The organism is Nosocomiicoccus massiliensis (assembly GCF_002871345.2).
In the GTDB taxonomy this organism is placed as follows: Bacteria; Bacillota; Bacilli; order Staphylococcales; family Salinicoccaceae; genus Nosocomiicoccus; species Nosocomiicoccus ampullae_A.
This window is the reverse complement of record NZ_CP136964.1, coordinates 73,487-87,661: the sequence shown is the minus strand read 5'-3', so window position 1 is coordinate 87,661 and position 14,175 is coordinate 73,487. Positions and strand designations below refer to the sequence as shown.

Genomic DNA, 14,175 nt, shown 5'->3' with positions numbered 1-14,175 from the left:
TTATCTTTCGGCCTTTTCTTTTAAATGATAAAACGCAACTTTTGCTGCGAGTTGTTCAGACTCTTTTTTAGAGCGACCACTGCCACGCCCGATTTCTTTATCGTTTAACGTCACGTTAGAAACGAAGTTTTTGTCGTGTGACGGACCTGTCTCTTCGAGTAAGTGGTAATACACTTCCTCTTTATACGCTTTATGAACAAACTCTTGAAGTGCAGTTTTAAAGTCTGAAATTCCGAGGTAATCATCGCGTTCAATTTTCGGGAATACATTCACACTTAAAAACTTCCACACAGCGTCGTATCCTTGATTGAGATATAACGCACCTAAAAATGCCTCGAACATATCCGAGATAATCGACGGACGCTTTTTACCGCCTGTCTTTTTTTCTCCTGGACCGAGTAATAGTAACTCTTCCATTTTTAAGTCGTTCGCAAATATTACAAGTGAAGGCTCACAAACGATATTTGCACGCAACTTTGTTAAATCTCCCTCAGGGAAATCTTTAAACGCGTCAAATATATATTCTGAGACCATCAGTTCTAATACCGCGTCACCTAAAAATTCTAGACGCTCGTTCGAATGAATTCGGTCTAAATGAATGTTATACACGAACGAACTGTGCATAAATGCTTGTAAAAATAATTTGTCATTTTCATATTGAATATGATGTTTCTTCATAAAAGAATCGAACTTTTTAAAAAATGAATCGACGTGTCTTTTAGAGTCTTCATCTTGTTCGATTGCTTTAAGTACTTTATCCATAATCTCACCCTAATATAGTTTACTAAACTTATGCGGTTTGTTGTAGCGATATAAAAGAAAAATCCACTTTATAGAAAGTGGATTTTGTCTATCAAATTATTGGTTTTCAAGCTTCTCGATGAAATCTAAAGCATCACCAACAGTAACGATTTTCTCAGCTTCCTCATCTGGAATCTCAGTATCGAACTCATCTTCTAATTCCATTACAAGTTCCGCAATGTCTAAAGAGTCCGCACCAAGGTCATCTTTGAAAGTCGCATCTTTCGTCACTTGATCCTCATCGATACCTAATTTGTCGACAATAATGTCTTTAATTTTATCAAAATTATCCATCCCTACTTCACCTCCTTAAAATAGTGGCCATATCTCAGTTGTTGAGATGATCATTAATCATTATACCCAGTGAGTGGGTTTTAAATGCGTGATTTTCGTGATTTGGTCCGACGATTGTATCGAATCGACTGGGAAACTTCGGTTTCGCCGACGATTCCCCGAATCGACTGCGAAAAGTTTATTTCACCGTCGCAGATGAGACTTTCGTCGATGAATTTTTGATTCGCCGACGGGAATGATCGAATCGTCGGTGAATTTCTCGTTTTCCCGATTTTCGCCGACGATACTGCTTGAATCGTCGATGAAATCTGACTCTCGCCGACGATAACCTCCATAGCGACGGGGAGTTTTTCATCTCGCCGACGATTCCCCGAATCGACTGCGAAATGTTTTTTTCACCGTCGCAAATGAGCTTTCAACAGAGAAACCTACCATCCCTCGCCCGACTACAACCATCTCATCACTCATTTAAAAGAATAAAAGCCACACCCCGCGAATGTTCGTGGCCGACCTTTATTTTCGGCACTGAAACTTGTGTTTATAATAACACAGCGGTTACGCCATGTACATTCCACCGTTGACGTGAATCGTTTGGCCTGTAATATAGCGCGCACGGTCTGATGCTAAAAATGATACAGCTTCTGCGATGTCTTCGACTTGACCGAACTGCTGTAATGGAATTTGTTCGAGCATTTTGTTTTTTAAATCGTCGCTTAATACGTCTGTCATATCACTTTCGATAAATCCTGGTGCGACTGCGTTTACTGTAATATTTTTACTTGCGAGTTCTCTTGCGACACTTTTCGTTAAACCGTCGACTCCTGCTTTACTCGCAACATAGTTTGCTTGTCCAGGGTTACCAAGGGTTCCGACGATACTTGAGATGTTGATGATACGTCCAGATTTCGCACGGATCATCATACGAGAAACGTTTTGAATGACGTTAAACGCACCTTTTAAGTTGACGTTAATAACTTCGTCAAACATCTCTGGCTTCATACGCATAAGTAGCGTATCTTTTGTAATCCCTGCGTTGTTCACAACAACGTCGAGTTGACCGTACGTATCTTTAATATGTGCGATCATCTCTTTCACTTCGTCATAGTTTTGAACTTGGCATTGATAGCTTTCAGCATTTCCACCTTGTTCTTTAATCTTCTCTACAACTTCGTCTGCTTTTTCTTTATTCCCTGAATAGTTGACGATAACTGTATAGCCGTCTTCACCTAAACGTAATGCGACAGCGCGACCGATACCTCTTGATGCGCCTGTCACTAATGCTACTTTACTCATTGTATTCATCCACCTCTTTAACTGTATCGATATGTTCCGTGTCTACAGATTTCGTGATCTTTTTAAGTAAACCTGTTTGAACTTTCCTCGGTCCAACTTCGACAGATTCAGTTACACCAAGTTCGACTGCTTTTTCGACGCATTCTACGAAACGAACTGGCGACGTAATTTGTTGAATTAAATTTTGTTTAATAATTTCTTTATCAGTTTCTGGTTCTGCGGATACGTTTTGAATGACCGGAATCTCTGCATCATTAAACGTAATATCTTGTAAAAACGTTTCGAACGATTCTTGAGCGTCTTTCATTAAATGTGAATGGAATGCTCCTGATACTTTTAGCGGAATGACGCGTCTCGCGCCGTGTGCTTTTGCTTCATCTATAAATAAATCGACTTTCGCTGCATCTCCAGAAATCACGATTTGGTCTGGTGCGTTTATGTTTGCTGGTGAGACTTTTTCTTCGTCATCACTGAGTGACTCACATAACGCTTCGAGCTTGTCCTTATCCATACCGATGACTGCAGCCATTTTACCGTCTTTTGCTTCACTCATTAAACGTCCGCGCATGGCGACTGCTTTTACTCCATCTTCTAAAGATAAAACACCCGCATGCACTAGAGCTGGCAATTCTCCTAAACTATGTCCGATTAAGTAATCGCCTTTAATTCCCGTTGCTTTAAGCACCGCAAGTGAATGTGCAAATAATGCGGGTTGCGTGAACGCTGTATTATTGAGTCGTTCATCGTCTTCAGAAAACATGATCTCTTTTAAATCAAAATCAACGTAGCTAAAGATCGTATCGAGTAGTTCTTTTGCTGCGTCATTATGTTCATATAAATCCTTTGCCATTTCATGATACTGTGCCCCTTGCCCCGGGAACAAAACGAGTTTACTCATCTTCGAAAATTGCCTCCTTAATTTGTTCGATCGCGTCACTATTCGCCATTGTAATCGCGTTTCGAATCGCATTTTCTATTGCGAGAGCGTCACTTGAACCGTGCGCTTTTAAAACATGTCCATTTAAACCGAGTAACGGTGCACCGCCAAATTGACGGTAATCCATTAAGTCTTTTAATTGACCTAAATCTTTTTTAACGACGAGCGCAGATAACTTATTTAACATCGAAGATAAAAAGATTTTCTTCACTTCACCGAGTAGGCTACTTGCTGTTCCTTCGATCGTTTTAAGAACGATGTTACCTGTAAATCCGTCTGTGACACCGATATCGTATTTACCAGTTAATATGTCTCTTGTCTCAAAATATCCACTATAGTTTAAGTTTGAGTCTTGAAGTAACTGGTGCGTCTCTTTAGTAAGTGGTGTTCCTTTAATATCTTCACTACCGTTGTTGATTAAACCAATTGAAGGATTTTTACGTCCACGAATGTTTTCCATATAAATAGACGCCATATGCGCAAACTGTAATAAGTGCTTTGGCTTATTTTCAGAGTTTGCACCGAGATCGAGTAAGAGCATGCCTTTATTATTCGTCGTCGGAATCATCGACGCGAGCGCTGGACGCTCGATTCCTTTAATACGTCCTATAACGAATAATCCAGCCGTAAGTAAGGCACCTGTGTTACCTGCAGATACGAAAGCATCTGCTTTCCCTTCTTTTACTGCTTTTGCCGCACGTACAATCGATGAATCTTTTTTACGACGAACTGCACGTACTGGATCGTCTTCACTTGTAATGACCTCTGTCACTTCTACGAATTTCACTCTATCATGCGTCTCAGTCCAACTACCTGCTGTTCCGAACGCTAAGATTTGAATATCTTCATATTTCTTTAATGCTGATTTAATACCATCGACAATTGCTTCTGGTGCGTGGTCTCCACCCATCAGATCGACTGCGATTGTTTTCATTCTATTTCACCTTCATTTTCAAAATGCATGACATAATGTCCAATAAATACTGTTTCATCTTTTACATATGATTCCACTAATATAAGTGCTTCATATGGTTTAATTTTTAATACGGTCGCTTTTGCGACAATCTTATCTCCGACTTTTGCCGGTTTTAAATATTTTACGTTTGCTTCCTTTGTCAGCACCTTCTTTTTACCGAGTACTGCCACAGCAAGTGAGTTTGCTTGACCAAATAGGAAGTGTCCGCGTGCGATATTATAATTTAAAAATGCGTGTTCTTTTTCAACTGTAAAAAACGAAGACGCTTGTTTGTTCACTTCAATTTGTACCAGTTCACCGATGACATCTTGAAGCGGAATACTTTTAATTTCTTCAGCATTCTTTTTAGCGACTGCTTGAACTCTGACACGCAGTTCTGGAATATTTAAAACAGAACGGTCCAGACGAATCGTTTGAATCGAAACGTTCAAATCGTTTGCGAGTGTTTCATCTGTTAAAAACGGATCCTCGTCCAATCGCTTCACAATTTCTAGACGGCGTTCATCTTTCTTTAACTTTGCCACATTATCTCCCCATTTAGTAGTTGGTGCTAAAATTAGTATATAAAATTAACGATTACTTTTCAATCTTTTACATTATTTCAGATGAAAAAACTCGTGAATTTCTTGTTGCGTTAAATTAATTGAGTGGTCGTTTACAGAAATGTGCGTTGTGTAAAATTGTTTTTTATCTTTTAACGTAAATGCATTTTGCGTAAAAGGGTTCGCTATTACGTTGACGCAAACGCTCTAATCGTCAAACTAATCGCGCTACCTTTAACGTAAAAGCGATTTGCGTAAAATTAAGCGGGTTATGCGAGTTACGTCCATATAATTGTGTAAAATAGAAAAAAAGAGCCATCGTATTCTCTGTTATAATTTAGTTACCAACAAAAATTAACAGGGAGAGAATACAAATGACTCAACTTAATTTTACAGTAGATATGAAAAAATTCTAGAGGATATCTCTGGAAGTAACCTTAATGAAATGACTAAGGGTCTTCTAACTTTAGTGTTAAATCAAGTGATGCAAGAAGAACGAGATGAATACATGGGTATTGGCTCATATGAAAGAAACAGTAGTCGAAAAGACTATCGTAATGGCAGTTATCGCCGAGGGTTCACAACGTTAGTTGGAAAAATTGAACTCGAAGTCCCACGAACACGTTCCGGAGAGTTTTCACCACAGGTATTTGAGAAGTGGCAAAGAAAGGACCAGGCGCTCGTGCTTTCTTTGATTGAAATGGTAGTCAGCGGTGTGTCTACGCGTAAAGTCACTAAAATTGTGGAAGAACTAGTCGGAGAAAGTGTCTCGAAATCATTCGTATCTAACGTGATGAAACGATTAGATCCAGAAATCCAAGACTTCGCGGAGCGTTCATTAACACACAATATATTTAAATATGTATCAGTAGATGCGATGTATATTAAAGTACGTGAGAATCATAGAATCGTCTCTAAAGCTGTGTATATTGCGCTCGGTATTGGTGTAGATGGTCATCGTGAAGTACTTGGGTTTAAAGTGGATGATGCTGAGAGTAAGAATCACTGGGGGCACTTTTTACGTGACTTAAAAAATCGTGGGTTAACACAACCAGAACTCATTACTTCAGATTCACATCAAGGTTTAAAGCAGGCGATTCAAGAAGAGTTCCCGGGCACACCTTGGCAAAGATGCACAGTCCATTTCTTAAGAAACATTACGAATGTAATGCCTAAAAAAGGTTCAACTGTTGCGCGTCAATTATTGAGAGAGATTTTTCATACGACAACACCCCAACATGCACGAGAAGCAAAAGAGAAGTTTTTAGACTTTGTATCAGAGGATCCAAGATTTAATCACGCGGTAGAAATTTTAGAAAGTGGATTTGACGATGCGATTCAATGTTTAATGTGTCCAGCGGCTAGACAAAAGTTTTTAAAAAGTACAAACGCACTCGAACGACTAAATAGTGAGTTAAGACGTCGTGAGCGCGTTGTTAGAGTATTTCCAAATATCGAGTCTGCATTTCGTTTAATTGGCGCACTTCTTCTTGATGCGAATGAAGCCTATAAAGAAACAAATAGAAAAGTGAGCGCGTTCGTGGAAGCTAAAGAATAACAGAGAGATTTTTTATTTTACACAATATTTAAGACTTGACCGTTATGCGGGTCTTCGATGCTTCTCTTCCTGAATTCTCAGATGAAAAACCTCCGGAATCTTGAGTTGCGTTAAACTAATTGAGTGGTCGTTTACGCAAACGTGCGTTGTGTAAAGTTGTTTTTTATTCTTTAACAGAAATGCGATTTGCGTAAAAGGGTTCGCTATTACGTTGACACAAACGCTCTAATCGTCAAACTAATCGAGCTACCTTTAACACAAAAGCGATTTGCGTAAAATTAAGCAGGAAAAACCGCTTCTCCTCCCGAATTTTCCGATGAAAAACTACTCGCGTATTCCATTACGCGTAAAATAATACGATCAAACAATCAGTAAAAACAAAAAAGTGATTCTTACGAATCACTTTTGATTTCTGCTTGGACGATGAGTCGCTTTTCAAATAGTAACGTATCTGGGTTATAGTCTTCACACGTGATGAGCGTTAATATTTGCGGGTCGCCTTCTGATTGTTGGAGTATATCGACGCGGTCTGGTGTGACTTCAAAGATGTCGGTAATTTCGTATTCTCGTTTACCGTCTCGCGTTATAATTTCTATCGTGTCACCTTTTTCTGCTCGGTCGATATAGTTAAATCGTATCCCGGCACCTTCTACTCGGTGGCCAGCGATTGGGACGTTCTGCATGTCGAGACTATCTGTTGACTCTAGCATACTGACGCCATTTCGTAGTTTTTCTTCAGTTAATTCTCCGTAATAAATCGGCTCTGAAATTCCGGCAGATTCAATTTTGATAATCCCTGCCATATCGTCTTTAATTTTAACCCCTTGTTTGTCCCCGGGCTCAATTCCAGTAATAAACTTTTCTAATATATTTACATTGACGTTGTCATCACCGTTTTCGTAGGCTTCGATGATTCTATCGTTTACGATATCTGTGAAAAATGCACGGATATCTTGCCAGAAGAATAAGACAAGTGCCGTCATGATAAGTAGTACACCTAAAATTCTAGTAAATGATCTCATATCATTGCTCCTTAAATAGTTTAATTGCTTCACTTCTCGCCACTTCTAATATTCTATAGTCGTGTACGAGATCTGCAACTTTAAATTCTGGGAGCCCACTTTGTCTTACACCAAAAAAGTCTCCCGGCCCGCGCATTTCTAAATCTCTTTCAGAAAGGACAAAACCATCTGTCGTTTCTGTCATAATATTCATGCGCATTTGTGCTTGCTCAGTTTTACCTTCACTTATTAATATACAATAACTTTGTAAATCATTTCTACCTACACGACCTCGAAGTTGATGTAACGTTGATAAACCAAATCGCTCTGCGTTAAAAATCGTCATCACTGTCGCATTTTTAACGTTGATACCAACTTCAATGACCGTCGTTGAAACGAGAATCGGTGTTTCAAGCGATTCAAAGCGCGCCATTGCTTTTCTTTTCTCCTCAGGTTTCATACGCCCGTGGACGAGTTCGACTTTATCTTCACCGAACGTTTCTCTAAACATATGATACACTTCTTCAGTCGTCATTAAATCGAGTACTTCTGATTCTTCGATTAACGGCGCAACGACGTAAATATTACGCCCAGCATCCATCTCTTTTTTGATAAACGCGAGTACTTCATCGATTTCTTTTTCTTTTTTCCAAAATGTTTTGATCGGCAACCTACCGGCAGGCATCGTCTTTATAAGAGAGACGTCCATATCTCCGAATGCTGTGATCGATAGCGTTCTTGGGATTGGTGTTGCTGTCATATATAATACGTTTCGACTTTTGGCTTTTTTAATTAATTTCTCTCGCTGATTTACTCCGAAGCGATGCTGTTCGTCGATAATGACGAGCCCTAAATCTTTAAACACGACGTCATCTTCAAAAAGTGCATGCGTCCCGATAATTAAATCGATGTCTCCATTTTTTAATGCTTCTTTTATACGACGTTTTTCACTCGGTGTCGTCGTCCCTGTTAATAACTCGATTGTAAGCTCATCGTTAAACGATTCGACTAAACTTTCATAATGCTGATTTGCAAGCACTTCAGTCGGCACCATAATTGCACTTTGTTTAAGAGCAGTTTTAAGCGCATAAACCGAAATTCCAGCGACGATTGTCTTACCGCTTCCGACGTCCCCTTGCAGCAGACGGTGCATATTAAATTCACTAAGTAAATCTCTACAAATGTCGTTCACACTTGTCTTTTGATCTTTCGTCAATTCAAACGGTAACGTACCGATAAACCGCTTCAGCTTATCAATATCATATTTTATAATTGATTCTTTTTGTGGCACGCGTTCTTGCTTACGCTTTTCGATGATTTTTACTTGGAACATAAACAGTTCATAAAACTTCATCGTACGTCTCGCATTTTGAAGTTCATCCATATTATCCGGAAAATGGAGATGATACAGCGTTTGTTTAATCGGCATCAGTTTATATTTTTTGATTAAATACTCCGGTAAATCTTGATTAAAAATATGTGTTCGAAACACTTCTTTTACGATATTACCAAACGTCTTATTATTCATCACTTTATTTAACGCATAGCGCATATCCATCGTATCGCCGTTCGGTTTTATAATACTTCTACCTGACATCTCTTGTTTTGGTTTATTAAATTTACCGTGGACGTTTATCGTATCTCCGACTTCGATTTGTTTTTTTAAATACGCCTGATTAAAAAACGTCACTTTTATGTAGACGTTGTTCGTTTCCATATGAAAACTCATCCGGTTTAACCCTTTTCGTAAATACGTCACCGTCGGCTCCGTTTTTACGACACCACTCACTGTAATGACTTCTTCTAACTTTACGGAATTCACGTCTGTCGGATTTTGGTCAACGTACGAATTCGGCAGATGAAAAACTACATCATTCACCGTATGAATACCAATACTATTTAATTTTTCTTCGGTCTTTTTACCGACACCTTTTAACGTTCCGATAGAAGCAGATGGCGTGATCACTTCATATAGCTCTGTCATATTATGACCCGATTAACTCTTTTTTCAGTCGTTCGCCTGTCGGAGTTGCTGCGAGTCCTCCGCGACCTGTTTCACGTAAGTGTGATGGCATCGTTAATCCGATTTTAAACATCGCTTCGACGACTTCGTCTGCTGGGATTCTAGATTCTATTCCAGCGAGTGCCATATCTGCTGCTGTTAGTGCGTTAGATGCACCAGCTGCATTACGTTTAACGCACGGTACTTCAACGAGACCTGCGACTGGGTCACAGACAAGACCGAGCATATTTTTAAGTGCGATAGCAAACGCATGTGCACACATTTCTGGCGTGCCTCCAGCCATTTCAGTGACTGCTGCAGCTGCCATTGCTGACGCACTCCCGACTTCTGCTTGGCATCCACCTGCAGCACCTGAAATACTCGCATTGTTCGCGACGACCATTCCAAATGCACCTGCTGTAAATAGAAACTTTACCATCTCTTCACGCGTTGTTTCTGGATATTTTTCTTTCATCGCAAATAATACACCTGGAACGACACCCGCAGACCCTGCAGTTGGTGTTGCACAAATTTGCCCCATCGCAGCGTTCACTTCATTTGTAGAAACAGCGTTCATAATCGCGTGTAGTGTTAAATCTCCACTTAACCCGCGACCCGATTCGATATAGCGTCTCATTTTTACTGCGTCTCCGCCTGTTAGACCAGTCGTACTTTCTACACCTTCAAGCCCTTCTTTTACTGCATTTTCCATCGTGTCTAAGTTGTATTCCATCTGCTTATAAATATCGTCATAGGATAGTCCTGATGTTTCCATTTCTTGAGCGATCATAATATCTGCGATTGATTTTTGTTCAGTTTCTGATCTAGAAATCAGTTGGTTAATACTATTAAACTCTTGCATCTATTACACCTCTTTTCCTTTTAATTCTATGACACGCTCGACACCTTCTACTTGTTCAATTCTCTTCACTGTCGATTCATCACATTTTGAATCGATTTCTATCGTCATAAGCGCAGTTTGACCGACTTCTTTACGCGATACGTTCATCGTTCCAATGTTGAGTGCTTCATCTTTTAAAATACTTGTAACGTTCGCAATCGTCCCGAAGCTATCTTTATGAAATACGAGTAGCGAATGTAAATTACCAGATAAAGAAATCGGATAGTCGTTAATAGAGACGACTTGAATCATCCCACCACCAATTGACACAGCTTCAACCATTAACGTGTCGTCTCCTTTAAATAAGTGGAGAATAGCTGTATTCGGGTGACTCTTTTCTTCTGGCATCTCTATGATTTTGACGTGCATATTTGCTTTTTCGGCTTCTTCGTAAGCGTTTTTAATTCTTGAATCTTCAGTACTAAACCCGAGCACTCCTCCGATTAATGCGACGTCTGTTTTATGACCTTTATATGTTTCTTTAAATGAACCGTATAAGTATATATCGACTTTGTCTGGCTGTTGTTTAAATAAATTACGTGCTGTTTGTCCAATTTTAACTGATCCAGCCGTATGAGAACTTGATGGACCAATCATCACAGGCCCGATAATATCAAACACACTATTATATTTCATAATTTCACCTCTTATTAAAAAACCACATCGATATTATCGATGTGGCTATATTGATTACTCTACAGAAATTAAATAACTGTATACCGGTTGTTTACCGTCGTGAATTTCAAATTCAACGTCATGCGATTCTTCAAACTGTTCAGCGAGTGCTTCAACGAGTGCTTCATCGCTTCCTTCACCTGTAAAGATCGTTACGATTTCTGAATCGTCATCGATCATTGTTTCAAGTAAGTTTTCGAGTGTAACTTTGACGTCTTTATTACATGAGATAATTTTCCCATCGACGATACCCATATGTTCGTCTTTTTTAATTTCAACGTCATCGATTTTCGTATCTCTTACTGCATACGTCACTTGACCTGTTTTCACTTGGTTCATCGTGTCGATCATCGTCTCTTTGTTTTCTTCGAGACTTGCATCTCCATTAAACGTAAACATTGCAGACACACATTCAGGAATCGAACGTGTTGGAATTACAACAGCCTCGACATCTAATAGTTCAGCTGCTTGTTCTGCTGCCATGATGATATTTTTATTGTTCGGCATGATGATAACTTCTTCGACGTCGTCATCTTTAATAATATTGACGATGTCTTCAGTTGATGGGTTCATCGTTTGACCACCGCTAATTAAGTGTGTAACACCGATACTCTTAAGGAGGGTATCAATACCTTCCCCACTTGATACTGCGATAATTGCCGTTTTAATTTTTTCTTTTTTCTTTTTCGCTTCACGTTTAGCTTCTAACGCTCTAAACTGTTCGCGCATGTTTTCGATTTTAATCTTAATGATTTCACCGTACTCTGCACCGTATGATAGTGCTTCACCTGGATGGTCTGTGTGTACGTGAACTTTTACGATTTCATCATCGTTAATAACGAGTAATGAGTCACCGAACTTATCCATATCGTTTCTAAATGATGTTTCTTCGAATGGTTTTTTATCTTTACCGAAACGTACCATGAATTCTGTACAAAAGCCGAATTCGATATCGTCGACTGACATAAACTCATCAAATTCGTGTTCATCGTTTACGAACTCTTCTGTATTGACAGGCTCTCCTGAAGTGCTTGACGTCTCTTCTACGTCTTCACCTTTTAACGCTTTTAAAAATCCTTCATAAACGTATACGAGTCCTTGTCCACCTGAGTCGACAACGCCCACTTCTTTTAGAACTGATAATAGATCTGGTGTACGTTTTAAAGATTCTTTCGCTTCTTCTAAAACAGCTTCCATAATTTTAACGATATCTGTTTCGTTTTTAGCGACTTCTTCTGCTTTAGCGCCTGAGTCTTTAGCAACTGTTAAAATCGTACCTTCAACAGGTTTCATAACTGCTTTATATGCAGTTTTCACACCTGCTTGGAATGCTTCACTAAATGCATGATGATCGATTTCTGCTAACTCTTCGACGTGTTTAGAAAACCCTCTAAATAATTGAGATAAAATAACGCCTGAGTTTCCTCTTGCGCCCATTAATAACCCTTTAGAGAAATGTTTCCCAACTTCACCGACGTGGTTGCTCGTTAAGTTTTCTACTTCAGAAGCACCCGATACAATAGATAACTTCATATTCGTTCCTGTGTCTCCATCCGGTACTGGGAAGACATTCAGTGAATCAACATATTCCGCATGCTTTTTTAAATTTTTCGCACCATTTAAAATCATCTTGCGAAAGAGTTGTCCATCTATTTTATTCATTTTTAAAAATCCTCCCTAACTACTCATCCGAATCAATGATTCTGACACCTTGAACATGAATATTCACAGAATCAATTTTTAGTCCTAATGTTTTTTCTAACGTATACTTAACTGTAGATTGTACGTTCGATGCAACTTCGGAAATCTTCACACCGTAAAGTACAATAATATATAAATCAATTTTTAAATTTTCGTTTTCATTATCTACGACGACACCGCGTGCGTAATTCTCTTTACCAAGTAATTCCGCAAAGCCATCTCTAAATGTTTTCGATGCCATACCAACAACGCCGTAACTTTCACTTACGACGCCACCAGCGATATTTGCGATTACATCTGTAGACACTTCAATCGTGCCAAGTTCATTATTAATTTTTAGTGACATAAACTCACTCCTAATTCATCATTTTATTATAGATTTAAACACACTATTTGACAACCCCTGTTCAAATCAGCATGATTAAATACAACGATATTATATTTGTTATTGTGTTTTAAACGATATTCATGTATTATATTATAGTATTCGCAGATAAGAATTATCAATTAAAAACAATGAAGGGGTGGGACGAATGGCTAAAGTATGTTACGTTACAGGTCGTCGTGCTAGATCAGGTAACAACCGTTCTCACGCACTAAACGCAAGTAAAAGAACTTTTGGTGCTAACTTACACAAAGTAAGAATTTTAGTAGATGGCAAACCTAAACGTGTTTGGGTTTCAGCTAGAGCGTTAAAATCTGGTAAAGTACAACGCGTATAATTAAAATAATAAAAGAGATTTGTGCGATAGAATCGTACAAATCTCTTTTTTTGTGTATACACATGCAAGATTTTAGGTTGGATGTGTGACTTTGGTCGGAGTAGGCTTTTATTCTTCTATATTAGTTGAATTTTTGGTTTAATTTTACGCAAATACAATTTGTGTTAAAAGGGTTGTGCGTTCGTTGACAATTAGAGTTTTTGCGTGCAATTATCTAGGCACCCTTTGACGTATTTCGAACTTGTGTAAAATTAAATTTATTTCGTTCACGCAACGGGCGTTTCCGTTAAAGATACCCTCGCTAATTTAACAAGATGAAAAACCGAGTCGCTATTAAGCAGTTTTTATGCTGGAAAAGTGACGGTGGCAGGACTGTTTTCTGTTTAATTTTACGCAAATCCAATTTGTGTTAAAAGCGTTGTGCGTTCGTTGACAATTAGAGATCTTGCGTAAAATTATCGAGGTACCCTTTGACGTATTTCGCACTTGTGTAAAATTAAATTTATTTCGTTTACGCAACGGGCGTTTCCGTTAAAGGCACCTTCGTTAATTTAACAAGATGAAAAACCGAATCGCTATTAAACAGTTTTTATGCTGAAAAAGTGCTGGCGGCAGGACTGTTTTCTGTTTAATTTTACGCAAATCCAATTTGTGTTAAAAGCGTTGTGCGTTCGTTTACAATTAAAGTTTTTGCGTGCAATTATCTAGGCACCCTTTGACGTATTTCGCACTTGTGTAAAATTAAATTTATTTCGTTCACGCAACGGGCCTT

The 14,175-nt window shown here is 38.8% G+C and carries 13 protein-coding genes and 1 pseudogene; 2 read left to right on the top strand and 12 right to left on the bottom strand.

Translation table 11 applies throughout. From position 1 onward, the window contains the following. From rnc to fapR, 6 genes are all read right to left on the bottom strand, one after another. Window positions 1–762 (bottom strand): ribonuclease III, encoded by a 762-nt coding sequence (gene rnc, locus CJ229_RS00465; RefSeq protein WP_317846582.1) that lies wholly within the window; start codon window positions 760–762, stop codon window positions 1–3. A gap of 96 nt (window positions 763–858) precedes the next feature. Further along, window positions 859–1,095, bottom strand: a complete 237-nt coding sequence (locus tag CJ229_RS00460; RefSeq protein WP_040929198.1) for an acyl carrier protein — start codon at window positions 1,093–1,095, stop codon at window positions 859–861. Window positions 1,096–1,650: 555 nt separating this feature from the next. Beyond that, window positions 1,651–2,388, bottom strand: coding sequence for a 3-oxoacyl-[acyl-carrier-protein] reductase (gene fabG, locus CJ229_RS00455; RefSeq protein WP_102167519.1), 738 nt, complete (start codon window positions 2,386–2,388; stop codon window positions 1,651–1,653). Beyond that, window positions 2,381–3,286 carry an ACP S-malonyltransferase gene (fabD, locus tag CJ229_RS00450; RefSeq protein WP_102167518.1) on the bottom strand — a complete coding sequence of 302 codons (906 nt, stop codon included), beginning with the start codon at window positions 3,284–3,286 and terminating at the stop codon, window positions 2,381–2,383. Before fabD ends, fabG begins: the two co-directional genes overlap by 8 nt. Then, complete coding sequence (plsX, locus tag CJ229_RS00445) at window positions 3,279–4,259, bottom strand: phosphate acyltransferase PlsX (protein ID WP_070457649.1); 981 nt, start codon at window positions 4,257–4,259, stop codon at window positions 3,279–3,281. The genes fabD and plsX overlap by 8 nt, the downstream gene beginning before the upstream one ends. Continuing rightward, window positions 4,256–4,825 (bottom strand): transcription factor FapR, encoded by a 570-nt coding sequence (gene fapR / locus CJ229_RS00440; RefSeq protein ID WP_070710335.1) that lies wholly within the window; start codon window positions 4,823–4,825, stop codon window positions 4,256–4,258. Before fapR ends, plsX begins: the two co-directional genes overlap by 4 nt. A 392-nt stretch (window positions 4,826–5,217) precedes the next feature. Here fapR and CJ229_RS00435 point away from each other — a divergent pair. Continuing rightward, window positions 5,218–6,401, top strand: a pseudogene (locus CJ229_RS00435) (IS256 family transposase). 392 nt (window positions 6,402–6,793) lie between these two features. Here the strand turns inward: CJ229_RS00435 and CJ229_RS00430 are convergent. Genes CJ229_RS00430 through CJ229_RS00405 form a run of 6 tightly spaced genes read right to left on the bottom strand, consistent with a single transcriptional unit; the run spans window position 6,794 to window position 13,027 of the window. Continuing rightward, complete coding sequence (locus tag CJ229_RS00430) at window positions 6,794–7,423, bottom strand: sortase (RefSeq protein WP_040929204.1); 630 nt, start codon at window positions 7,421–7,423, stop codon at window positions 6,794–6,796. A 1-nt stretch (window position 7,424) separates the two neighbouring features. Next, window positions 7,425–9,386: an ATP-dependent DNA helicase RecG gene (recG, locus tag CJ229_RS00425; RefSeq protein ID WP_102167272.1), complete on the bottom strand. Its 1,962-nt coding sequence runs from the start codon at window positions 9,384–9,386 to the stop codon at window positions 7,425–7,427. Between the two features lies 1 nt (window position 9,387). Further along, entirely contained in the window at window positions 9,388–10,266 is an 879-nt protein-coding gene (gene sdaAA, locus CJ229_RS00420; RefSeq protein WP_102167271.1) for an L-serine ammonia-lyase, iron-sulfur-dependent, subunit alpha, read from the bottom strand. Window positions 10,267–10,269: 3 nt separating this feature from the next. Then, window positions 10,270–10,941 (bottom strand): L-serine ammonia-lyase, iron-sulfur-dependent subunit beta, encoded by a 672-nt coding sequence (sdaAB, locus tag CJ229_RS00415; protein WP_102167270.1) that lies wholly within the window; start codon window positions 10,939–10,941, stop codon window positions 10,270–10,272. A 54-nt stretch (window positions 10,942–10,995) separates the two neighbouring features. Beyond that, window positions 10,996–12,642: a DAK2 domain-containing protein gene (locus tag CJ229_RS00410; RefSeq protein WP_068128827.1), complete on the bottom strand. Its 1,647-nt coding sequence runs from the start codon at window positions 12,640–12,642 to the stop codon at window positions 10,996–10,998. Window positions 12,643–12,661: 19 nt separating this feature from the next. Beyond that, a complete protein-coding gene (locus CJ229_RS00405) occupies window positions 12,662–13,027 on the bottom strand; it encodes an Asp23/Gls24 family envelope stress response protein (RefSeq protein WP_040929209.1) in 366 nt (121 codons plus the stop codon). Window positions 13,028–13,214: 187 nt separating this feature from the next. Here CJ229_RS00405 and rpmB point away from each other — a divergent pair, with 187 nt between their 5' ends. Continuing rightward, complete coding sequence (gene rpmB, locus CJ229_RS00400; protein ID WP_040929210.1) at window positions 13,215–13,403, top strand: 50S ribosomal protein L28; 189 nt, start codon at window positions 13,215–13,217, stop codon at window positions 13,401–13,403. Window positions 13,404–14,175 lie beyond the last annotated feature (772 nt).